This window comes from Rhizobium sp. 05L429, from assembly GCF_056397645.1.
Genome location: NZ_JBFTNV010000050.1, coordinates 12,794 through 34,014 on the forward strand (window position 1 = coordinate 12,794; position 21,221 = coordinate 34,014).

Sequence of the window (21,221 nt, forward strand, 5' to 3'; positions counted from 1 at the left end):
AGCATATGAAGAAGACCTATCACGGAAGCTGTCACTGCGGCCGGATCCGCTACGAGGCCGATATCGACCTTCAGGCCGGGACGGGAAAGTGTAATTGCTCGATCTGCTGGAAGCTCCGCTATTGGGGCACCAATATCAAGCCAGAGGACTTTCGCCTGCTGTGCGAGGAAACTGGCATCAGCGATTACCAGTTCGGCACTTTCTCCGGTCATCACCGCTTCTGTGCCAATTGCGGAGTACCGGCTTATGGCGACGGTTATATCGAGGCGATGGGTGGCGCCTATGTGTCAATCAATCTCGCCTGCCTTGACGATCTCGACCCTGCCGAACTCGCCGAGGCGCCGTTGCAATATTATGATGGCAGGAACAATAGCTGGTGGACTGTGCCTGCAGAAACGCGGCATCTCTGAACATGAAAAGACCCACTGACGTTTAATCAGTGGATCTTCAGTTTGAGAGGTTGTTCGCTCAGCGCGCGTTCAGGTCGCGAACCGCACCACGGTCGGCGCTGGTTGCAAAGGCCGCATAAGCCTTGAGCGCAGTCGAAACATTGCGCTTKCGCGGCTCGGCCGGATGCCAGCCCTTCTGATCCTGCTCGGCGCGACGGGCGGCAAGTTCCTCGTCACCGACGCGCAGGCTGATCGTCCGGTTCGGAATGTCGATGTCGATCATGTCGCCTTCGCGCACCAAGCCGATCGTGCCGCCGTTTGCCGCTTCCGGCGAAGCATGGCCGATCGAAAGACCGGAGGTGCCGCCGGAGAACCGGCCGTCGGTGATCAGCGCACACGCCTTGCCGAGGCCCTTCGACTTCAGATAACTCGTCGGATAGAGCATTTCCTGCATGCCGGGGCCGCCCTTGGGGCCTTCGTAGCGGATCACAACGACATCGCCGGCCTTGACCTCATTGGCGAGGATCGCCTTGACGGAAGCATCCTGGCTTTCGAAAACGCGGGCCGGGCCAGAGAATTTCAGGATCGATTCATCGACACCGGCAGTCTTCACGATGCAGCCATCGACCGCCAGATTACCCTTGAGGACAGCAAGGCCGCCATCCTTGGAGAAGGGATGCTCGACCGAGCGAATGACGCCGCCGACACGGTCGGTATCAAGCTCGTCCCAGCGAGCTTCCTGGCTGAAGGCGACCTGTGTCGGGATACCGCCCGGTGCCGCACGGTAGAAGTTGCGCACAGTATCGCTGGTGGTGCGCGTGATATCCCAACGATCGATCGCATCGCCGAGCGTTTCGGCATGAACCGTCGGGCAGTCACGATTGAGCAGGCCACCCTTATCGAGCTCGCCCAAGATCGACATGATGCCGCCTGCGCGGTGAACGTCTTCCATGTGCACGTCGGACTTGGCAGGTGCGACCTTGGAAAGGCAGGGAACGCGGCGCGACAGCGCATCGATGTCGGCCATGGTGAAATCCACCTCGCCTTCATGGGCAGCCGCCAGAATGTGCAGAACGGTGTTGGTGGAGCCGCCCATGGCAATATCAAGCGTCATGGCATTCTCAAACGCCTGCTTCGAGGCGATGACACGTGGCAGGGTCTTTTCATCTTCCTGCTCATAATAACGGCGGGCGAGGTCGACGATCAGGTGGCCGGCTTCAACGAAGAGACGCTTGCGATCGGCGTGGGTGGCGAGTGTCGAGCCGTTGCCGGGCAGCGACAGGCCGAGGGCTTCCGTCAGGCAGTTCATGGAGTTTGCGGTAAACATGCCGGAGCAKGAACCGCAGGTCGGACAGGCCGAACGTTCGATGACTTGGACGTCTTCGTCTGAGATCTTGTCATCGGCAGCAGCAACCATGGCGTCGACGAGGTCGAGTGCGTGGGTCTTGCCATGCAGGACGACCTTGCCGGCTTCCATCGGGCCACCGGAAACAAAGACAGTGGGTATGTTGAGGCGCAGCGACGCCATCAGCATGCCGGGGGTGATCTTGTCGCAGTTCGAAATGCACACCATGGCATCGGCGCAGTGCGCATTGACCATGTATTCCACGCTGTCGGCTATCAGTTCGCGCGAAGGCAGCGAATAGAGCATGCCGTCATGGCCCATGGCGATGCCATCATCGACAGCGATGGTGTTGAACTCCTTGGCGACACCGCCGGCCGCTTCGATTTCGCGAGCGACGAGCTGGCCGAGATCCTTGAGATGAACGTGGCCGGGCACGAACTGAGTGAAGGAGTTCACCACCGCGATAATCGGCTTGCCGAAATCCGAATCCTTCATGCCCGTGGCGCGCCAAAGGCCGCGCGCGCCTGCCATGTTGCGGCCGTGGGTCGTGGTTCTGGAACGATAAGCTGGCATCGGTGTCTTCCTCAATATCCAGGAATGGTCTGGCGATGCGAGGCGGCAAAGGATTTGCGAAGGCCGGGCAGTCGCTGCTTTTTGGAATTGTCCTAATCCAATCGGCCCAAGCTGTCACTACCGGGAATGCCCAAAGCGGTACGGGCACCATCAAGCATATACGGATGCAAGGGCTCTTTTGTTACGGACTATTCCATCACGGACGAACACAAAAAATTGGCTTTTCGCCGCTAATATTCAGGGCATACACACTGATCCGAAACGCGCAATTTGCGTTTAAAGATTCACAAGGGCCGCCCCGCCCAAGAGGAATTCGATATGCCAAGCTATCGTCCGCCCAAAATCCGCTCCTCGGAAATCACACCGCGCGAGGTTTACCTGAAGCGCCGGGAGTTTCTCGGCGCGGCGACGCTCGGCGCCATGGCGCTCTATGGCGCTGGCAAGGCGAGCGCTGCGGCACTTTCGACTATCAAGAGCAATTATACGGTCGACGAAAAGCTGACGCCGATCAAGGACGTCACCACTTATAACAACTTCTATGAATTCGGCCTCGACAAAGGCGATCCGGCTGCACTTTCCGGTAAGTTCAAGCCGCTGCCCTGGACGATCAAGGTCGATGGCATGGTCAACAAACCCGGCACCTTCGACATCGAGACGCTGATGAAGGAATTCCCGATCGAGGACCGCACCTACCGCATGCGCTGCGTGGAAGCCTGGTCGATGGTCATTCCGTGGGACGGCTTTCCGCTTGCTTCACTTCTCGACAAGGTGGAGCCGCAGGGCAGCGCCAAATATGTCGCCTTCGAGACCATCGTGCGGCCGGAGGAAATGCCCGGTCAGGCCGGCTTCTTCCAGTCACTGGCCTGGCCCTATGTCGAGGGCCTTCGCATAGACGAGGCTCGCCATCCGCTGACGCTGCTTGCCGTCGGGCTCTATGGCGAGACGTTGCCGAACCAGAACGGCGCCCCGGTTCGCCTCGTCGTGCCGTGGAAATACGGTTTCAAGGGCATCAAGTCGATCGTGCGCATCACGCTCACCGATCAGCAGCCGAAGAATACCTGGCAGGTCACCAACCCGCAGGAATACGGCTTCTACGCCAACGTCAATCCAGCGGTTGATCACCCGCGCTGGAGCCAGGCGACAGAGCGGCGCATCGGCGAAAGCGGTTTCTTCGGCGCCAGCCGCCACCCCACCCTGCCCTTCAACGGCTATGCCGATGACGTGGCCAGCCTCTATTCCGGCATGGATCTAAAGGCGAATTTCTGATGGCGGCTTTTTCGTTCGCCATTCCGAAGCGCTGGCAGCCGGCTTCCGTCTGGCTGCTCTATGTCGTCGGGCTTATGCCCGCCGCCTGGACTTTCTATCTCGGCGCGACGGATCAGCTCGGCGCCGATCCGGTGAAGACCTTCGAGCTTTTCCTCGGCATATGGACCATCCGCTTCCTCATCCTGACACTGGCAGTTACCCCTGCCCGCGATCTCCTCGGCTGGAACTATCTGCGTTACCGCCGGGCGCTCGGCCTTCTGACCTTCTACTATGCTCTGATGCATTTCACCGTCTATATGGTGCTCGACCAGGCGCTTGATATCGCTGCCGTCATCGACGATGTGCTGAAGCGTCCCTTCATCATGTTTGGCATGGGTGCCCTTGCGATGCTCGTGCCGCTCGCCGTCACATCCAACAATTTCTCGATCCGCAGGCTCGGCAAGAACTGGATCTGGCTGCACCGCCTCATCTATATCATCGCGGCCTCAGCAGCGCTGCACTTTGCGCTGTCGACGAAAATCCTCGATCTCGAGCAGTATATCTACGTTGGCCTGGTCATCGCGCTGATCCTCTACCGCTCCTACAAGCCAATCGGGCGGAGCAGGAAAAAGGGTCAAGGACGATCAAGCCGCGCCCGCGCCGTGGCGTCATCGGCTTCGTAAAGGTCCGCTTTAAGGCCGCGAAGGTGATGATTTTCTATGCACTGGATCAAGCGCATACGCGGCCGCGATCCCGATAGCGTATGCCAGGATATTCCAGAGCGAGAATACCCGTCCCAGCAATAAGGCGCCTGCGGTCGTCAGTCGAAAGGCATCAAGCCAGGGCGAGTGATAGAGCCGAAACAGTTCGACGCAAATGGCGACAACCGTTGCCATGGCGGCAATTCCCGGGGGGCGAACTTTTGTGACGAAACCTGCAACAGCAGATGCCAACAGGAAATACACCATCGATCCCCAAAGCAGCGATCCGCCATACTTGACGACGACGAAGGGCAGCCCGACGGAATAGCCGAACCGCCGAAGCATCAAACCAAAAATGATGATCAGGAGTAGGGCCGCGAGGCGCTGGAACTGCGCGCCTTGAACCACTCTGCACAATTGCAATTGACCACCATCCTCTCGACTGATTTGGACGGCCTAACCGCGAAGCAGCAAATTATCAAGCCGTCGCTATCCCAGCGTAGTCGAGCCTGATAGCTTCCCGATACTTCGAAACGAGTCTGGGATCACTCGCAAGAACATGCCGAAAGTCGCCGCGCTTCAAGGATTACTCCCCCTACTGGACAAGCATCTGATCGACCGGCCGGCCGATCTTCCACGCAATGGCATCGAACGCTTCGTTGTCGAATTCTTCTATTTCGGCGTCAAGGAGGCTCGGGCCTGCCTCTTCGCAGGCCTGTTTTTTCTGTCGGTCTTCCTGGTTCCGCGTGCAGGCATCATCGGTATCCCGCGCTACGATCTGCTGCTGCTCATCGCTGTTGTAATCCAGGCCGGGATGGTCTGGGCAAAACTCGAAACTATCGATGAGTTGAAGGCGATCTCGGTCTTCCATGTGGTCGGTTTTGCACTGGAGGCCTTCAAGACGTCCGGCAGCATCCAGTCGTGGAGCTATCCGGATTTCGCCTATACGAAGCTCTTTGGTGTTCCGCTGTTTTCCGGCTTCATGTATGCGGCCGTCGGCAGCTATGTCATCCAGGCCTGGCGCCTGTTTGATCTGCGCGTCAGACACCATCCATCCTATTGGATGGCAGGATTCATGGCATTGGCGATCTACGTCAACTTCTTCACCCACCACTATATCGGCGATTACCGCTGGTACATCGCCGCCTGCACGCTCGGTCTTTATGCGCGCACCACGGTCATCTTCAGGCCCTATGATCAAGACCGCAAGATGCCCCTGCTTCTCGCCTTCGTCCTGATCGGCTTCTTCATCTGGCTCGCAGAGAATATCAGCACCTTCTTCGGCGTGTGGCGCTATCCAAACCAGATCGGCGCGTGGTCGACCGTGCATATCGGCAAATGGACTTCGTGGTGTCTGCTGGTGATCATGACCTTTACGATCGTTGCGAACCTCAAGCATATCAAACACAAGATCCACGTGCCTGAATGAATTTCCGAAAACGGGCAGAGAACCAGGATATGTGCGGAGCGAACGCCGGACCGGCTTTTATCTCGCCATTCCTGTCAACTCATAGGGAGCGCCAAGCTTGATTGACCATATCCCGTCTCTGTAAGCGATCTCACAAAGAGCAGGCTCTTTTACCAAAGCGCCTTCGCGCCTTTGGGATACACATTGAAGGAGAAAGTGTTCTGGGCCTTCGATATAGGCAATGGCTGCCTGTTCGAAATCCAGCAGGCCGATAGCACCCCGCCTTTGACGCGCGTCCACGTCGCCTTTCGAGCCGGCAACAGGCGGAGGTCGAGTCGTTCTATCAAGGCGCTCTTGCAGCCGGCGCGCGGGACAATGGCGCACCTGGCCCGCGCCCGGACTACGCGCCCGATTATTATGCCTGCTTTATCCTCGATCCCGATGGCGACAATATCGAAGCCATGATCAATCAACCGCTTGTCAAAGCTTGAACAGAAGCGGGCTCAAACGCACAAACGCAAAAAGCCGGGCAAAGCCCGGCTTTCCTGTTCCCGTAAGCGGAAAATGTTAGGCAGCGACAGACTGCTCTTCAGCAGCGACGCGAGCCTTGTCGGCTGCACCCTTTGCATAGGTGTCGCGGTCAACGAATTCGATGACGGCGAGAGCAGCGTTGTCGCCCTGGCGGAAGCCGGCCTTCATGATACGCAGGTAGCCGCCATTGCGGGTTGCGTAGCGCGAGGCGATCGTGTCGAACAGCTTGTTGACGACGACAGCGTCCTTGATCTGCGAGATCGCCTGACGACGAGCGTGCAGGTCGCCGCGCTTGCCGAGGGTGACGAGCTTCTCGACGATCGGACGGATTTCCTTGGCCTTCGGCAGGGTCGTGACGATCTGCTCGTGGGTGATGAGCGAAGCCGCCATGTTGGCGAACATCGCCTTGCGGTGGCTTGCAGTTCTATTCAGCTTGCGGCCGGCTTTACCATGGCGCATTGCTATTCTCCTTTAATGCAGGTGCCCTTACGCTAACTGGGCCTGCCGTTTCCTGGCACATGCAGGCGATAGGCCTGCTGTTTGACGGGGAAAGGCAGCCGTAAAAAGCCTGCCTTTTTTGTTTCTTAATACTGGTCTTCGTAGCGCTTGGCGAGATCTTCGATGTTCTCGGGCGGCCATGCAGGCACTTCCATGCCGAGGTGCAGGCCCATGGAAGCGAGAACTTCCTTGATCTCGTTAAGCGACTTGCGACCAAAGTTCGGGGTGCGGAGCATTTCTGCTTCGGTCTTCTGAATGAGGTCGCCGATGTAGACGATATTGTCGTTCTTCAGGCAGTTTGCCGAACGAACGGACAGCTCGAGTTCGTCCACCTTCTTGAGGAGTGCCGGGTTGAAGGCCAGTTCGGTGACTGCCTCTTCCTCGGTTTCCTTCTGCGGTTCGTCGAAGTTGACGAAGACGCCAAGCTGGTCCTGCAGGATGCGAGCCGCGAAAGCGACGGCATCTTCGCCGGAGATAGAGCCATCGGTTTCGATGGACATGGTCAGCTTGTCGTAGTCGAGAACCTGTCCTTCGCGGGTGTTTTCAACCTTGTAGGACACCTTCTTGACCGGCGAGTAGAGGCTGTCGACCGGGATAAGACCGATCGGAGCATCTTCCGCACGATTGCGCTCAGCCGGGACGTAGCCCTTGCCGTTGTTGACGGTGAACTCCATGCGGATTTCGGCACCCTCGTCGAGCGTGCAGATCACATGCTCGGGGTTGAGGATTTCGATATCGCCGACCGTCTGGATGTCGCCAGCCGTTACAACACCCGGACCCTGCTTGCGCACAACCATGCGCTTGGCATCGTCGCCATCCATCTTGATGGCGATTTCCTTGATGTTGAGTACGATGTCCGTAACGTCCTCGCGAACGCCCGGGATCGACGAGAACTCATGCAGCACGCCATCGATCTGCACGGCCGTAACAGCGGCACCGCGCAAAGAGGAGAGCAGAACGCGACGCAGCGCGTTGCCGAGGGTGAGGCCGAAGCCACGCTCAAGCGGCTCTGCAACGAGAGTCGCCTTGGTGCGCGAGCTCGAAGAGAACTCCACCTTGTTCGGCTTGATCAGTTCCTGCCAGTTCTTCTGAATCATGATTTTGCCTTCCGTTCGTTGCCACTATCCAATCGTGACAACCGAGCTTGAAAACCACCGGGAGCGCTGAGGCGCTCACCGGTGACGATAGCGATGATCAGACGCGGCGCTTCTTGCGCGGACGGCAGCCATTGTGCGGGATCGGGGTCACGTCGCGAATGGACGTAATCATGAAACCGGCAGCCTGGAGCGCGCGCAGAGCCGATTCACGGCCGGAACCCGGACCGCAGACTTCGACTTCCAGCGACTTCATGCCGTGTTCCTGGGCCTTCTTGGCGCAGTCTTCGGCAGCGATCTGAGCAGCAAACGGGGTCGACTTGCGCGAGCCCTTGAAGCCCTTGGCGCCAGCAGACGACCAGGCAATTGCATTGCCCTGCGCGTCAGTGATCGTGATCATCGTGTTGTTGAAGGTCGAGTTGACGTGAGCGACACCCGACGAGATGTTCTTGCGCTCGCGACGGCGAACGCGGACGGCTTCCTTAGCCATGGTATTCCTTTCGTTGATCTCTTCACCGCCGTAATCCCAGCGGCTACACCGGAACGGCACCTGTACGGCCCCGCTCCAAACTCAAAAGAGGCCGGCGCAGACCGCCAGCCTCCCCACTCCGGTTTCCCGGAAATTACTTCTTCTTACCAGCGATCGCCTTTGCCGGACCCTTGCGGGTGCGAGCATTGGTGTGCGTGCGCTGACCGCGGACCGGAAGGCCACGACGGTGACGCAGGCCGCGGTAGCAGCCGAGATCCATCAAGCGCTTGATGTTCATCGAGGTTTCACGACGAAGATCACCCTCGACCTGATAGTCACGGTCAATGGTTTCACGGATCTGAAGAACTTCAGCATCCGTGAGCTGATGAACACGGCGATCAGCCGGAATACCGACCTTCTCGACGATTTCCTGCGCGAATTTCTGTCCGATCCCGTGAATATAGGTCAGCGCGATGACAACGCGCTTTGCAGTCGGGATGTTGACGCCAGCGATACGTGCCACGCCTGTTCTCCTTGCATTCCAGTTGCCATCCGGCAATAGGGCTTCGTTATGCAGCCAAAGGCCGCTCGTTCAAATTCGGGTTCGTAACATCGCAAAACGACCGAACCCGGATTTCCTTCGGGAAATCCGCGCCGATCGCAGGGAATGTCGCGAGTTGGCGCGGTTTAACGGAATCAGTGCAAAAAAGCAACCGCTCCCGCGAAGTTTATTTTCAAAGCTTTAAAGCTTGGAAAGGATGCCTTCGATTTCGGCCGTAACCTGATCGATCTCGGCCATGCCGTCCACGGACGTGAGTTTGCCCTTGGCGTAATAGTAGCCGATCAGCGGCGAGGTTTCCTTGTAGTAGACCTCGAGGCGCTTGGTCATGGTCTCGGCATTGTCGTCGGGACGACGCTTGAAGTGGGTAGAACCGCACTTGTCGCAAACCCCTTCCTTGACCGGGACCTTGTCCGTGTCGTGATAGACCGTGCCGCACTGAGCGCAGGAATAGCGGCCAGCCACGCGGCGGACCAACTCCTTGTCGTCCACACGAAATTCGATGACGACCGAAAGGTCCATGCCCTTGGCCTTGAGCATCACCTCTGTCGCATCCGCCTGCACGAGCGTGCGAGGGAAACCGTCGAGGATGAAGCCATTGGCGCAATCGGGCTGATCGATTCGCTCAGAGACGATGGCGTTGACGATCTCGTCCGAGACAAGATTTCCGGCGTCCATGACAGCCTTGGCGCGCTTGCCGACTTCAGTACCGGCCTGAACGGCGGCGCGCAACATGTCACCCGTGGAAAGCTGCGGAATGCCGTGCTTTTCCACGATCCGCTGGGCCTGGGTCCCCTTACCCGCGCCCGGCGGCCCCAAAAGTATAAGTCTCATCGCCCCCTCTTTCCTCCACGCAACTTCGATTTCTTGATCAGGCCTTCGTACTGCTGTGCGATCAGATGGCCCTGGATCTGCGCCACCGTATCAAGAGTTACGCTAACCACGATCAAAAGCGAAGTCCCACCAAGGGCTAATGGAATGCCGGTTTGCGACACCAGAATCTCGGGGAGGATGCAGACGAAGACGAGATAGATAGCGCCGATCACCGTGATACGGGTCAGCACATAGTCGATATACTCAGCGGTGCGGTCACCCGGACGAATGCCGGGGATGAAGCCGCCATGTTTCTTCAGATTGTCGGCCGTATCCTTCGGATTGAAGACAATGGCCGTGTAGAAGAAGGCGAAGAAGGCGATGAGGCCCGCATAGAGCAGCATATAAAGCGGCTGGCCATGGCCGAGGGCAGCAACGATAGAGGTGGCCCAGGCAGGCATCGCTGTCGTGGCGGCAAAACCTGCGATCGTCGCGGGCAAAAGCAGCAACGAGGACGCAAAGATTGCCGGGATGACGCCCGAAGTGTTCAGTTTCAGCGGCAGGTGCGAGGTATCGCCCTGGAACATCCGGTTGCCGACCTGGCGCTTCGGATATTGGATCAGCAGACGGCGCTGCGCACGCTCGACGAAGACGATGACGGCGATGACCGCGATCGCGACAACGATGACGAGCAGAATGAGGCTCGTCGACAGCGCACCGGTACGGCCGAGTTCCAACGTGCCGGCAAGAGCGGTCGGAAGACCGGCTGCAATTCCTGCGAAAATGATAAGCGAAATACCGTTGCCGATGCCGCGCGAGGTGATCTGTTCACCGAGCCACATCAGGAACATGGTGCCGCCGAGCAGAGTCAGGACGGTCGAAATTTTGAAGAACCAACCCGGATCGACAACAAGGCCGTTGCCGCTCTCGAGACCGACAGCAATGCCGTAGGCCTGCAGCGCGCCGAGGATGACCGTGCCATAGCGGGTGTACTGGTTGATGATCTTGCGGCCCTGCTCGCCTTCCTTCTTCAGATTTTCGAGCGCCGGCACGACCGAGGTCATGAGCTGCACGATGATCGAAGCGGAGATGTAGGGCATGATGCCGAGCGCGAAGATCGCCATGCGCTGCACCGCGCCGCCCGAGAACATGTTGAAGAGACCAAGAATGCCGCCGGCCTGACCCTGGAATGCCTGGGCGTAGGCCTGCGGATTAAGGCCTGGAAGCGGAATATGGGTGCCCAGCCGGTAGACGAGGAGAGCTGCCAGTGTGAACCACAGGCGCTTCTTAAGATCCTCGGCCTTGGCGAAGGTCGAAAAGTTGAGGTTTGAGGMCAGTTGTTCCGCTGCAGAAGCCATGCGATTCTCCGCGCTACCAATTCCGGCGCTCTCGAATTGGCCGGCACCGGAATCAGTATGAATTTCTTTTAAAAACCGGGCCTTGGACGGATTGCTGGCGCAACCCTGTGCCTCACCCTTGTTTTCAGTCTTACCGCACCGACGCGAGCCGCGTCCAAGCAGGTTTAATGAGGCTCACATATGGGAGCAAAATCGCCCGGTGTGAAGCACCCCGGGCGATATATCATGTGTTTATTATTCTGCCGCTGCGGCAGAAAGAAGCGTTATCTTGCCGCCGGCCTTTTCGATCTTCTCGACGGCAGACTTGGAAGCGCCTGCAACTTCGAGCGTGACCTTAGCCTTGAGCTCGCCATCGGACAGAACGCGAACGCCGTCCTTCGGGCGACGGATGACGCCGGCAGCCTTCAGAGCAGCCGCATCGATCGTTGCCTTCGCGTCCAGCTTGCCGGCATCGACGGCAGCCTGGATGCGTGCGAGCGATACGACAACGTAGTCGGCTGCGAAGATGTTGGTGAAGCCACGCTTCGGCAGGCGACGGTAGATGGGCATCTGACCGCCTTCGAAGCCGTTGATGGCAACGCCCGAACGGGACTTCTGACCCTTTACACCACGACCACCGGTCTTACCGGAGCCCGAGCCGATACCGCGGCCGAGGCGCTTGCGGCTATGGGTAGAGCCTTCGTTATCCTTGATTTCATTGAGTTTCATGAGCTTTACTCCGGACTCACTTCTCGTCRACGACGCGAACGAGATGCTGGACTGCACGGATCATGCCACGAACGGCTGGAGTGTCTTCCAGCGTGCGGCGGCGGTGCATCTTGTTCAGTCCGAGACCGATCAGCGTACGCTGCTGGACGTCCGGACGGCGAATCGGGCTGCCGACCTGTTCGATCGTAACAGTCTTCGCTTCAGCCTTCTTGGTAGCCTTGGCCATTGGTCAGCTCCTCTTATTCTTCAGAGGCGTTGCCGGAAGCGGCACGGCGAGCCTGGAGCGTAGCATACTTGATGCCGCGCTGGGCTGCGATGTCCTTCGGGTGAACCTRGTGCTTCAGAGCGTCGAAGGTGGCGCGAACCATGTTGTAAGGGTTCGACGAACCGGTCGACTTGGCGACGACGTCGTGGACGCCGAGCGTTTCGAAAACGGCGCGCATCGGACCACCGGCGATGATACCGGTACCAACCTTGGCCGAGCGCAGCAGAACCTTGCCGGCGCCATGACGGCCATGGACGTCGTGATGCAGCGTACGGCCGTCACGCAGCGGTACGAAGATCAGCTCGCGCTTGGCGGCTTCGGTTGCCTTGCGGATGGCTTCCGGCACTTCACGTGCCTTGCCATGGCCGAAGCCGACGCGGCCCTTCTGGTCGCCAACGACGACGAGTGCTGCGAAACCAAAACGACGGCCGCCCTTGACGACCTTGGCGACGCGGTTGATCGCGACAAGCTTGTCGACGAATTCGCTATCGCGCTCTTCGCGGCTCTGGCGGTCTTCCCGCTGCGGCCTTCTTTCCTGTGCCATTGTCCTCTTCCTTTTTCTTTTCCGGGTGCAATCGGCAAACAAAACGAGGACCGCATCGTCTTCCTCAAGGGAACGGTTTGCGGTCCGGTGAAATCCGGCCGAGGCTTAAAAAGCCTTCGGCCGGAAACTGATTAGAAGGTCAGGCCGCTTTCGCGGGCTGCATCTGCCAGGGCCTTGATGCGGCCGTGATAGATGAAGGCGCCACGGTCGAAAACGACCTCAGTGACACCTGCCTTGGAGGCGCGCTCAGCAACGAGCTTGCCGACGAGGGCTGCTGCTGCTGTGTCGGCACCGGTCTTCAGAGAACCGCGCAGATCCTTGTCGAGGGTCGATGCAGCGGCAAGAGTCTTGCCGGCAACATCGTCGATGACCTGAGCGTAGATGTTCTTCGAGGAGCGATGAACCGACAGGCGCGGACGGCCATTGGCCACCGACTTGAGATGACGGCGCACGCGGTTGGCACGACGTGCAAGTGCTTCTTTCCTGCTAGCCATTTCGCGTGATCCTTACTTCTTCTTGCCTTCTTTGCGGACAATCCGCTCTTCGGCATACTTGACGCCCTTGCCCTTGTAGGGCTCCGGACCGCGGTATTCGCGGATCTCGGCGGCGACCTGGCCGACCTGCTGCTTGTTGATGCCGGTGACGATAATTTCCGTCGGCTTCGGTACAGCGATCGTGATGCCCTGCGGCGGTTCGTAGACCACGTCGTGGCTGAAACCGAGAGCCAGCTGCAGGTTCTTGCCCTGCAGGGAGGCACGGTAACCAACGCCGTTGATTTCGAGCTTGCGCTCGTAGCCGTCCTTGACGCCCTTGAAGATGTTTTCGATCATCGTGCGGGACATGCCCCACTTCGAACGAGCATCCTTCGTCTGGCTGAGCGGCGTTACGACGACCGCATTGTTTTCAAGCTTGAGGCTGATTTCGTCGTTTGCGACGAAGAACAGCTCGCCCTTCGGGCCCTTCGCAGTAACCTTCTGGCCATCGACCGTAGCCGTGATCCCAGCAGGTACCTGAACGGGCTTCTTACCGATACGAGACATGTTTCAATCCTGTCTGTTCGCTATGGAGACCCTGCGCAGTCTTAGAAGACCGAGCAGAGAACCTCGCCACCAACGTTCTGTTCGCGAGCCTGGTGATCGGCCATCACACCCTTCGGAGTCGAAAGGATGGTGATGCCGAGGCCGTTCGCGACCTGCGGAATGGACTTGACCGAGACATAAACCCGGCGGCCCGGCTTGGACACACGGCCGATCTCACGGATCACCGATGCGCCTTCATAGTACTTCAGTTCGATGTTCAGTTCCGACTTGCCGTTGCCGAAATCGACGACGGAGTAGCCACGGATGTAGCCTTCGGACTGGAGGACATCGAGAACACGTGCACGGAGCCTGGAAGCAGGCGTCGAAACCGACGACTTGCGACGCGAAGCACCGTTACGGATACGGGTGAGCATATCGCCCAACGGATCAGTCATTGTCATCTAACCTGCTCCTTACCAGCTCGACTTGACGATGCCCGGCACCTTGCCGAGATTGCCCAGTTCACGTAGCGCGATACGCGACATACGCAGTTTACGGTAATAAGCGCGCGGACGACCGGACACTTCGCAACGGTTGCGAATGCGGGTCTTCGATCCGTCGCGCGGCAGGGATGCCAGCTTGATCGAGGCCTTGAACCGCTCTTCGATCGGAAGAGCCTGGTTCATGATGATCGCCTTCAGGGCAGCACGCTTGCTGGCCTGGTTTGCGACCGTAGTACGGCGGCGCTTGTTCTTTTCAACTGCGCTTGTCTTCGCCATGTCAGGTTCCTTTTCTACGCTCGTCGTTACGGTTACTGACGGAACGGGAAGCTGAACTCCGTGAGGAGTGCGCGAGCTTCGTCGTCGGTCGTGGCCGTCGTGCAAACGATGATGTCCATGCCCCACATCTGATCAACCTTGTCGTAGTTGATTTCAGGGAACACAATGTGCTCCTTGATGCCCATGGCAAAGTTGCCACGGCCGTCAAAGCTCTTCGGGTTCAGGCCGCGGAAGTCGCGAACGCGCGGAAGCGCGATGTTGACCAGGCGATCCAGGAACTCGTACATGCGGGCGCCGCGCAGGGTGACCTTCGCGCCGATCGGCATGTGTTCGCGGACCTTGAAGCCAGCGATAGAGTTGCGTGCACGGGTGATGACCGGCTTCTGGCCAGCAATGGCAGCCAGGTCGGCAGCAGCAACGGTCGGCTTCTTCGAGTCAGCCGTGGCTTCGCCCACACCCATGTTGATAACGATCTTGTCGAGCTTCGGGATCATCATCTCGTTGGCGTAGGAGAACTTCTCCTGCATCGCCTTACGGATCCGCTCGACATATTCCTTCTTGAGCCGCGGCTCGTACTTTGCCTCAGCCATCGATCACTTCTCCCGAACGCTTGGCCACGCGGACCTTCTTGCCGTCAACAACCTTGAAGCCGACGCGGGTCGGCTTGCCGTCCTTGTCGATGATCGAGACGTTGGACAGGTGAACCGAAGCTTCCTTGGAAATAATCCCGGCTTCCTGGGTCTGCGTCTGGCGCTGGTGGCGCTTTACGAGGTTTACGCCGCGAACGACGGCGCGATCTTCCTTCGGCAGGACCTGAAGGACTTCGCCAGTGCGGCCCTTGTCCTTGCCTGCGAGCATGACGACCTTGTCGCCCTTACGAATCTTTTGCATCGTTCCCGCTCCTTACAGTACTTCGGGAGCCAGCGAGATGATCTTCATGTGGTTCTTCGCACGCAATTCGCGCGGAACCGGTCCGAAGATACGGGTGCCGATCGGCTCTTTCTTGTTGTCGATGAGGACTGCTGCATTCGTGTCGAAGCGGATGACAGAGCCATCCGGACGACGGATGTCCTTGGCGGTACGAACGACAACCGCCTTCATCACGTCACCCTTCTTCACACGGCCGCGCGGAATAGCTTCCTTGATCGAAACGACGATGACGTCGCCGATCGAGGCATACTTGCGCTTCGAGCCGCCCAGCACCTTGATGCACATGACACGACGGGCGCCGGAATTATCCGCGACGTCGAGGTTTGTTTGCATCTGAATCATATCAGGTCGCCTTCTTGTTCTTACCGGAATGGTTGGGCAATGCCCCCTCTCCCGGCTTATGAGAATTCTCTACCGGCCGCTCGTCGTGAGGACAGCGAAAACACGGCAATAGCTTGAATAGCGCGGGATAGATCGTTGCCAGGGTGGTTTCCCAGATGGGACCTTCCGTGCGCTTAAAGCAAAAGAACGCCCGGCATTCGAGCGTTCCGACGCTGCTTCATACAGAAATTTCCGCGAGACGCAAGGCCTCGCGTGAAATTCTTACTTGGCCTGGGCGGCAATAACCGTCCAGCGCTTGTCCTTGGAGATCGGTGCGCACTCCTCGATGGAGACGATATCGCCGATCTTGTACTGGTTGTTTTCGTCGTGGGCCTTGTACTTCTTGGAGCGACGAACGGTCTTCTGGAGCAGCGGATGAGCGAAACGACGCTCAACGCGAACTACGACAGTCTTCTCGTTCTTGTMACCAACCACGACGCCCTGCAGAATGCGCTTCGGCATGTTTTTTTCCTTTAGGCCTTTGCTTCTGCCGCCTTCTGGCGGGCAATGGTTTTGACGCGGGCGATGTCCTTGCGGACTTCGTTGATGCGCGAGGTCTTCTCAAGCTGGTTCGTCGCCTTCTGGAAGCGCAGGTTGAACTGCTCCTTCTTCAGGTCGGCGAGCTTGTCCTTGAGCTGGTCGGCCGTGAGGCCGCGTACTTCTTCGGCTTTCATCGTGCCTTCTCCTTACTCTGCGATGCGCTGTACAAAGCGCKTCTTGACCGAGAGCTTGGCCGAGCCGAGGCGAAGCGCTTCACGCGCGATTTCCTCGGAGACACCGTCGATCTCGAACATCATACGACCGGGCTTGACCTTGCATGCCCAGTATTCCACGGAACCCTTACCCTTACCCATACGGACTTCGGTGGGCTTTGCGGTTACCGGAACGTCCGGGAACACGCGGATCCAAACACGGCCGGCGCGCTTCATGTAACGCGTGATCGCGCGGCGGGCCGCTTCGATTTCACGTGCGTTAACGCGGTTCGGCTCCTGAGCCTTCAGGCCGAATTCGCCGAAGGCCAGATCAGAACCACCCTTGGCTACGCCCTTGATGCGGCCCTTGAACTGCTTGCGGTACTTAGTACGCTTTGGCTGCAACATTTTCTTACTTCTCCGAGCTTATCTTTCGCCAGCGCTAATTACGCGTTATCGCGTTCGCGGCGACGATCGCCACGGTCGCGTTCGCGGCTTGCCGGACCCTGTGCGTCGCCTTCCAGCGCGCGACGTTCGGAAGCCATCGGATCGTGCTCAAGGATTTCGCCCTTGAAGATCCAGACCTTGATGCCGCAGATACCGAATGCGGTTTCGGCTTCAGCCGTACCGTAGTCGATGTCGGCGCGCAGGGTGTGCAGCGGAACGCGGCCTTCGCGGTACCATTCCGTACGAGCGATTTCTGCACCACCGAGACGGCCGGCGCAGGTGATCTTGATGCCTTCGGCACCAAGACGCATCGCGGACTGAACGGCGCGCTTCATGGCGCGACGGAAAGCCACGCGGCGCTCGAGCTGCTGGGCGATCGACTGAGCGACGAGTGTCGCGTCGATTTCCGGCTTGCGCACTTCAACGATGTTGAGGTGCGTTTCGGAATTTGTCATTTCCGACAGCTTCTTGCGGAGCTTGTCGATGTCGGCGCCCTTGCGGCCGATGATCAGGCCCGGACGGGCCGAGTGGATCGTGACGCGGCACTTCTTGTGCGGGCGCTCGATAACCACCTTGGAGATACCGGCCTGCTTCAGTTCGCTCATGACGAACTTCCGCATCTTCAGGTCTTCGTGCAGGAGCTGACCGTATTCGGCATTGTCCGCGAACCAGCGGCTATCCCAAGTACGGTTGATGCCAAGACGGAAACCAATAGGATTGATTTTCTGACCCATTATGCGGCCTCCTCTTGTGCCTGCACTTCACGAACGACGATCGTCAGGTGAGCGAACGGACGTTCGATGCGCGATGCGCGGCCACGGCCACGAGCGTGGAAGCGCTTCATGACGATCGACTTGCCGACATAAGCCTCGGCGACGACGAGAGCATCGACGTCGAGGTCATGGTTGTTTTCAGCGTTGGCGATCGCAGATTCGAGCGTCTTCTTGACGGCGCCTGCAATGCGCTTGCGGGAGAATTCCAGCTCAGCGAGTGCACGCTCGACCTTCTTGCCGCGGATGGCCGCAGCAACCAGGTTAAGCTTCTGGGGGCTGACACGAAGCGTGCGGGCGACTGCCTGCGCTTCGTTGTCCTTGAGCCGGCGTTCTGTTTTTGCCTTGCCCATCGTTACTTCCTCTTTGCCTTCTTGTCCGCGCCGTGACCGTAATAGGTCCGGGTCGGAGAGAATTCACCGAACTTGTGACCGACCATGTCTTCATTGACGCTGACCGGAACATGCTTGCTGCCGTTGTAGACGCCGAAGGTGAGACCGACGAACTGCGGCAGGATCGTGGAGCGACGGCTCCAGATCTTGATTACTTCTGCGCGTCCGCCTTCACGAACCTTCTCAGCCTTCTTGAGAAGATAGCCGTCAACGAACGGACCTTTCCATACTGAACGAGCCATTGGAGACTTCCTCTCTTACTTCTTACGCTGATGACGCGAGCGCATAATCATCTTGTCGGTCGACTTGTTCGACCGGGTGCGCTTGCCCTTGGTCGGCTTGCCCCACGGAGAAACCGGGTGACGACCACCAGAGGTGCGGCCTTCACCACCGCCGTGCGGGTGGTCGACCGGGTTCATGACGACACCGCGGTTATGCGGACGCTTGCCGCGCCAAACAGTACGACCGGCCTTGCCGTCGTTGATGTTGGCATGGTCAGGGTTCGACACTGCACCGATCGAAGCAAGGCAGGTGCCGTGCACTAGACGCTGTTCGCCCGAGTTCAGGCGAAGGATCGCCATGCCCTGGTCGCGGCCGACGAGCTGTGCGTAGGAACCGGCGGAGCGGGCAATCTGACCGCCCTTGCCCGGCTTCATTTCCACATTGTGGATGATGGAGCCGACCGGGATGTACTGCAGCGGCATCGTGTTGCCGGGCTTGACGTCAACAACCTTGTCGGAAGCGATGACCTTGTCGCCAGCAGCAAGACGCTGCGGAGCGATGATGTAGGCCTGTTCGCCATCGGCGTATTTGATGAGCGCGATGTAAGCCGTACGGTTCGGGTCGTATTCGATACGCTCGACAGTGCCTTCGACGTCGAACTTGCGACGCTTGAAGTCGATGATGCGATAGGTACGCTTGTGACCGCCKCCGATGAAGCGGGCCGTGATGCGGCCGAGGTTGTTACGACCGCCGCTCTTGGTCAGACCTTCCGTCAGCGCCTTAACCGGCTTGCCCTTGTAGAGGCCAGAACGGTCGACGATGACCAGCTGGCGCTGGCTCGGGGTCGTCGGATTGAATGTTTTCAATGCCATTTTTTTATCCTCAGAGACCGGTGGAGACGTCGATCGTCTGGCCTTCGGCCAACGTCACGACAGCCTTCTTCACGTCCTGCTGCTTGCCGACAAAACCGCGGAAACGCCGGGTCTTGCCCTTGCGCAGCAGAGTGTTGACGGCGGTAACCTTGACGCCGAAGAGCGCCTCGACTGCAGCCTTGATTTCCGGCTTCGTCGCCTTCTTGGCGACATTGAAAACAACCTGGTTGTTTTCCGATACCAGCGTGGACTTTTCGGTGATCGCAGGAGAAACGATCACATCGTAGTGGCGGAGATCGGTCACTTGAATCGCTCCTCTAGCGCTTCAACGGCAGCCTTGGAAAGCACGAGCTTGCCGCGGCGGACGATGTCGTAAACGTTGATGCCCTGGATCGGCAGAACATCGATGTTCGGGATGTTCTGGGCAGCGAGCTTGAAGTTACCGTCGAGCTCGGCGCCGCCGATGAAGAGGGCGTTGGTGAGGCCCAGCGTTGCGAATACGCCGGCCAGAGCCTTCGTCTTTGCTTCGTTGGCGACCAGATCATCAATGATGATCAGTTCGTCTGCCTTGATCTTGGCGGACAGCGCGTGACGCAGGCCGAGTGCGCGAACCTTCTTCGGAAGGTCGTGTTCGTGGCTGCGAGCAACCGGGCCGTGGGCCTTACCACCACCGCGGAACTGCGGAGCACGAGCCGAATGGTGACGAGCGCGGCCCGTACCCTTCTGCTTGTACATCTTGGCGCCGGTGCGCCAGACGTCTGCGCGGCCCTTTGCCTGGTGCGTGCCCTGCTGCTTCTTAGCAAGCTGCCAGCGGATAACGCGGGCGAGAATATCTTCGCGGGGCTCAAGGCCGAAAATCGCTTCCGAAAGGGAAACCTTCCCAGCGTCTTTTCCCTCGAGGGTCTTGACGTTCAATTCCATTGGTCTGGCTCCCTTACTTCGCTGCCGACTTGACGGCGTCGCGCACGATGATCCAGGCACCCTTGGAACCGGGTACTGCACCCTTGATCAGGATCAGACCRCGATCTTCGTCGGTCGAAACGACTTCAAGGTTCTGCGTCGTCACGCGCGTCTGGCCCATGTGACCAGCCATCTTCTTGTTCTTGAAAACCTTGCCCGGATCCTGGCGCGAACCTGTCGAACCATGCGAGCGGTGCGAAACAGACACACCGTGCGTGGCGCGCAGACCGCCGAAGCCGTGGCGCTTCATGGCGCCGGCAAAGCCCTTACCGATCGTCGTGCCTGTGACATCGACGAGCTGGCCAGCAGCAAAGTGATCAGCCTTGATCTCAGTACCAATGTCGAGCAGGTGGTCTTCCGAAACACGGAATTCCTGCAGCTTGGCCTTGGGCTCAACGTTAGCGACGGCAAAGTTGCCGCGCATGGCCTTGGACGTGTTCTTTACCTTGGCCTGGCCAGCACCGAGCTGAAGCGCGGTATAGCCATTCTTTTCTACGGTGCGCTGGGCCACGACCTGGCAGCTTTCCAAACGCAGTACCGTTACCGGGACATGCTCGCCGGCGTCGTTGTAGACGCGGGTCATTCCCACCTTCTGTGCAATCACACCTGAACGCATCGGTTCAATCCTTCCAACTCAGCTCGAGCAAGCTCAGAGCTTGATCTCAACATCGACACCTGCGGCGAGATCGAGCTTCATCAGCGCGTCTACCGTCTGCGGGGTCGGATCTACGATGTCGAGCAGGCGCTTATGCGTGCGCATCTCGAACTGTTCGCGGCTCTTCTTGTCGATGTGCGGGGACCGGTTGACCGTAAACTTCTCGATGCGGGTCGGAAGCGGAACGGGGCCCCGGACGCTAGCACCGGTGCGCTTCGCCGTCGACACGATCTCGCGCGTGGAAGCATCGAGAATCCGGTGATCGAACGCCTTCAGGCGAATGCGGATATTTTGGCCGTTCATTCGACGTTATCCTTGTGTTTGTTTTCCACATGTCTTTGGGCAAGACACGGGTTGTTCTTTCTTCCTAAGGCGGACCACCGGTTTCAAAGATCGAGAGAGACGCCTGTTACGGCATCCCTATCCACTCTTCAGGGCCTTTTGACCCACCTTATTGTTTCTTTAGTCGCCGCTTCGTCTACCAAAGCGGTACGCAAATCGCGCTCGCGCGCCATTTGCAACATTTCTGTGTAATAAGCAAGCGGCCAGCGCCGCTTGCATCATAATAATGTCATCGAATCGGCTGCCCCACCGGAGCAGCC

General features: G+C 58.7%; 33 protein-coding genes and 1 pseudogene. 5 read left to right on the forward strand and 29 right to left on the reverse strand.

Annotated elements, in window-relative coordinates; all coding sequences use genetic code 11:
* Nucleotides 1-5: 5 nt before the first annotated feature.
* On the forward strand, nt 6-410 hold the full coding sequence (locus tag AC1DNW_RS33475) for a GFA family protein (protein WP_113309264.1): 405 nt from the start codon (nt 6-8) through the stop codon (nt 408-410).
* Nucleotides 411-468: 58 nt separating this feature from the next.
* Here the strand turns inward: AC1DNW_RS33475 and ilvD are convergent, their stop codons facing one another.
* The gene (gene ilvD / locus AC1DNW_RS33480) at nt 469-2,307 is read right to left on the reverse strand and encodes a dihydroxy-acid dehydratase (RefSeq protein ID WP_113297875.1); all 1,839 of its coding nucleotides are present in this window, start codon (nt 2,305-2,307) and stop codon (nt 469-471) included.
* Nucleotides 2,308-2,625: 318 nt separating this feature from the next.
* Here ilvD and msrP point away from each other — a divergent pair, with 318 nt between their 5' ends.
* Both msrP and msrQ read left to right on the forward strand, forming a co-directional pair.
* On the forward strand, nt 2,626-3,573 hold the full coding sequence (msrP, locus tag AC1DNW_RS33485; protein WP_113309265.1) for a protein-methionine-sulfoxide reductase catalytic subunit MsrP: 948 nt from the start codon (nt 2,626-2,628) through the stop codon (nt 3,571-3,573).
* Entirely contained in the window at nt 3,573-4,235 is a 663-nt protein-coding gene (gene msrQ, locus AC1DNW_RS33490) for a protein-methionine-sulfoxide reductase heme-binding subunit MsrQ (protein WP_113297877.1), read from the forward strand. The genes msrP and msrQ overlap by 1 nt, the downstream gene beginning before the upstream one ends.
* Nucleotides 4,236-4,244: 9 nt before the next feature.
* Here the strand turns inward: msrQ and AC1DNW_RS33495 are convergent, their stop codons facing one another.
* Entirely contained in the window at nt 4,245-4,670 is a 426-nt protein-coding gene (locus AC1DNW_RS33495; protein ID WP_477837183.1) for a ribosomal maturation YjgA family protein, read from the reverse strand.
* Between the two features lie 142 nt (nt 4,671-4,812).
* Between AC1DNW_RS33495 and AC1DNW_RS33500 the strand changes: the two genes are divergently transcribed.
* Nucleotides 4,813-5,682, forward strand: a complete 870-nt coding sequence (locus AC1DNW_RS33500) for a DUF817 domain-containing protein (RefSeq protein ID WP_113309266.1) — start codon at nt 4,813-4,815, stop codon at nt 5,680-5,682.
* A 97-nt stretch (nt 5,683-5,779) separates the two neighbouring features.
* Nucleotides 5,780-6,152: pseudogene (locus AC1DNW_RS33505) on the forward strand (VOC family protein).
* 76 nt (nt 6,153-6,228) lie between these two features.
* Here AC1DNW_RS33505 and rplQ read toward each other — a convergent pair.
* From rplQ to rpsJ, 27 genes are all read right to left on the reverse strand, one after another.
* Entirely contained in the window at nt 6,229-6,651 is a 423-nt protein-coding gene (gene rplQ / locus AC1DNW_RS33510; RefSeq protein WP_007812897.1) for a 50S ribosomal protein L17, read from the reverse strand.
* A 125-nt stretch (nt 6,652-6,776) separates the two neighbouring features.
* Nucleotides 6,777-7,787: a DNA-directed RNA polymerase subunit alpha gene (locus AC1DNW_RS33515; protein WP_007812895.1), complete on the reverse strand. Its 1,011-nt coding sequence runs from the start codon at nt 7,785-7,787 to the stop codon at nt 6,777-6,779.
* Between the two features lie 97 nt (nt 7,788-7,884).
* Nucleotides 7,885-8,274 carry a 30S ribosomal protein S11 gene (gene rpsK, locus AC1DNW_RS33520; protein ID WP_003547577.1) on the reverse strand — a complete coding sequence of 130 codons (390 nt, stop codon included), beginning with the start codon at nt 8,272-8,274 and terminating at the stop codon, nt 7,885-7,887.
* 133 nt (nt 8,275-8,407) lie between these two features.
* Nucleotides 8,408-8,776, reverse strand: coding sequence for a 30S ribosomal protein S13 (rpsM, locus tag AC1DNW_RS33525; protein WP_113297881.1), 369 nt, complete (start codon nt 8,774-8,776; stop codon nt 8,408-8,410).
* Between the two features lie 219 nt (nt 8,777-8,995).
* Nucleotides 8,996-9,646 (reverse strand): adenylate kinase, encoded by a 651-nt coding sequence (locus tag AC1DNW_RS33530; protein ID WP_113297882.1) that lies wholly within the window; start codon nt 9,644-9,646, stop codon nt 8,996-8,998.
* The gene (gene secY, locus AC1DNW_RS33535) at nt 9,643-10,983 is read right to left on the reverse strand and encodes a preprotein translocase subunit SecY (protein WP_477855556.1); all 1,341 of its coding nucleotides are present in this window, start codon (nt 10,981-10,983) and stop codon (nt 9,643-9,645) included. The genes AC1DNW_RS33530 and secY overlap by 4 nt, the downstream gene beginning before the upstream one ends.
* A 234-nt stretch (nt 10,984-11,217) precedes the next feature.
* Nucleotides 11,218-11,691, reverse strand: coding sequence for a 50S ribosomal protein L15 (gene rplO, locus AC1DNW_RS33540; RefSeq protein ID WP_113309267.1), 474 nt, complete (start codon nt 11,689-11,691; stop codon nt 11,218-11,220).
* A 16-nt stretch (nt 11,692-11,707) separates the two neighbouring features.
* Nucleotides 11,708-11,917, reverse strand: a complete 210-nt coding sequence (rpmD, locus tag AC1DNW_RS33545) for a 50S ribosomal protein L30 (protein WP_113297885.1) — start codon at nt 11,915-11,917, stop codon at nt 11,708-11,710.
* A 13-nt stretch (nt 11,918-11,930) separates the two neighbouring features.
* Complete coding sequence (rpsE, locus tag AC1DNW_RS33550; RefSeq protein WP_477855557.1) at nt 11,931-12,500, reverse strand: 30S ribosomal protein S5; 570 nt, start codon at nt 12,498-12,500, stop codon at nt 11,931-11,933.
* Between the two features lie 131 nt (nt 12,501-12,631).
* Nucleotides 12,632-12,994: a 50S ribosomal protein L18 gene (rplR, locus tag AC1DNW_RS33555; RefSeq protein ID WP_113297886.1), complete on the reverse strand. Its 363-nt coding sequence runs from the start codon at nt 12,992-12,994 to the stop codon at nt 12,632-12,634.
* 12 nt (nt 12,995-13,006) lie between these two features.
* Nucleotides 13,007-13,540 carry a 50S ribosomal protein L6 gene (rplF, locus tag AC1DNW_RS33560; RefSeq protein WP_113297887.1) on the reverse strand — a complete coding sequence of 178 codons (534 nt, stop codon included), beginning with the start codon at nt 13,538-13,540 and terminating at the stop codon, nt 13,007-13,009.
* A 41-nt stretch (nt 13,541-13,581) separates the two neighbouring features.
* Nucleotides 13,582-13,980 carry a 30S ribosomal protein S8 gene (gene rpsH / locus AC1DNW_RS33565; RefSeq protein WP_113297888.1) on the reverse strand — a complete coding sequence of 133 codons (399 nt, stop codon included), beginning with the start codon at nt 13,978-13,980 and terminating at the stop codon, nt 13,582-13,584.
* Nucleotides 13,981-13,992: 12 nt separating this feature from the next.
* Entirely contained in the window at nt 13,993-14,298 is a 306-nt protein-coding gene (gene rpsN, locus AC1DNW_RS33570) for a 30S ribosomal protein S14 (protein WP_113297889.1), read from the reverse strand.
* A gap of 32 nt (nt 14,299-14,330) precedes the next feature.
* The gene (gene rplE / locus AC1DNW_RS33575) at nt 14,331-14,888 is read right to left on the reverse strand and encodes a 50S ribosomal protein L5 (RefSeq protein WP_113297890.1); all 558 of its coding nucleotides are present in this window, start codon (nt 14,886-14,888) and stop codon (nt 14,331-14,333) included.
* The gene (gene rplX, locus AC1DNW_RS33580) at nt 14,881-15,189 is read right to left on the reverse strand and encodes a 50S ribosomal protein L24 (RefSeq protein WP_113297891.1); all 309 of its coding nucleotides are present in this window, start codon (nt 15,187-15,189) and stop codon (nt 14,881-14,883) included. The genes rplE and rplX overlap by 8 nt, the downstream gene beginning before the upstream one ends.
* Nucleotides 15,190-15,201: 12 nt before the next feature.
* On the reverse strand, nt 15,202-15,570 hold the full coding sequence (rplN, locus tag AC1DNW_RS33585; protein ID WP_003573790.1) for a 50S ribosomal protein L14: 369 nt from the start codon (nt 15,568-15,570) through the stop codon (nt 15,202-15,204).
* A 261-nt stretch (nt 15,571-15,831) separates the two neighbouring features.
* Nucleotides 15,832-16,071 (reverse strand): 30S ribosomal protein S17, encoded by a 240-nt coding sequence (rpsQ, locus tag AC1DNW_RS33590; protein ID WP_477855558.1) that lies wholly within the window; start codon nt 16,069-16,071, stop codon nt 15,832-15,834.
* 11 nt (nt 16,072-16,082) lie between these two features.
* A complete protein-coding gene (gene rpmC / locus AC1DNW_RS33595) occupies nt 16,083-16,283 on the reverse strand; it encodes a 50S ribosomal protein L29 (protein ID WP_018115518.1) in 201 nt (66 codons plus the stop codon).
* A 12-nt stretch (nt 16,284-16,295) separates the two neighbouring features.
* Nucleotides 16,296-16,709 carry a 50S ribosomal protein L16 gene (gene rplP / locus AC1DNW_RS33600; protein ID WP_477855559.1) on the reverse strand — a complete coding sequence of 138 codons (414 nt, stop codon included), beginning with the start codon at nt 16,707-16,709 and terminating at the stop codon, nt 16,296-16,298.
* A gap of 38 nt (nt 16,710-16,747) precedes the next feature.
* A complete protein-coding gene (rpsC, locus tag AC1DNW_RS33605; protein ID WP_007812868.1) occupies nt 16,748-17,482 on the reverse strand; it encodes a 30S ribosomal protein S3 in 735 nt (244 codons plus the stop codon).
* Nucleotides 17,482-17,871: a 50S ribosomal protein L22 gene (gene rplV, locus AC1DNW_RS33610; protein ID WP_018115519.1), complete on the reverse strand. Its 390-nt coding sequence runs from the start codon at nt 17,869-17,871 to the stop codon at nt 17,482-17,484. Before rplV ends, rpsC begins: the two co-directional genes overlap by 1 nt.
* A 2-nt stretch (nt 17,872-17,873) precedes the next feature.
* On the reverse strand, nt 17,874-18,152 hold the full coding sequence (gene rpsS / locus AC1DNW_RS33615) for a 30S ribosomal protein S19 (protein WP_007531666.1): 279 nt from the start codon (nt 18,150-18,152) through the stop codon (nt 17,874-17,876).
* A gap of 15 nt (nt 18,153-18,167) precedes the next feature.
* Nucleotides 18,168-19,004 (reverse strand): 50S ribosomal protein L2, encoded by an 837-nt coding sequence (rplB, locus tag AC1DNW_RS33620; protein WP_113297892.1) that lies wholly within the window; start codon nt 19,002-19,004, stop codon nt 18,168-18,170.
* 10 nt (nt 19,005-19,014) lie between these two features.
* Complete coding sequence (locus tag AC1DNW_RS33625) at nt 19,015-19,308, reverse strand: 50S ribosomal protein L23 (RefSeq protein ID WP_007812862.1); 294 nt, start codon at nt 19,306-19,308, stop codon at nt 19,015-19,017.
* Nucleotides 19,305-19,925 (reverse strand): 50S ribosomal protein L4, encoded by a 621-nt coding sequence (gene rplD / locus AC1DNW_RS33630; RefSeq protein WP_007812861.1) that lies wholly within the window; start codon nt 19,923-19,925, stop codon nt 19,305-19,307. Before rplD ends, AC1DNW_RS33625 begins: the two co-directional genes overlap by 4 nt.
* Before the next feature lie 13 nt (nt 19,926-19,938).
* Nucleotides 19,939-20,580 carry a 50S ribosomal protein L3 gene (gene rplC, locus AC1DNW_RS33635; RefSeq protein WP_113297893.1) on the reverse strand — a complete coding sequence of 214 codons (642 nt, stop codon included), beginning with the start codon at nt 20,578-20,580 and terminating at the stop codon, nt 19,939-19,941.
* Nucleotides 20,581-20,613: 33 nt separating this feature from the next.
* Nucleotides 20,614-20,922 (reverse strand): 30S ribosomal protein S10, encoded by a 309-nt coding sequence (rpsJ, locus tag AC1DNW_RS33640; protein WP_003547547.1) that lies wholly within the window; start codon nt 20,920-20,922, stop codon nt 20,614-20,616.
* Between the last annotated feature and the right edge of the window lie 299 nt (nt 20,923-21,221).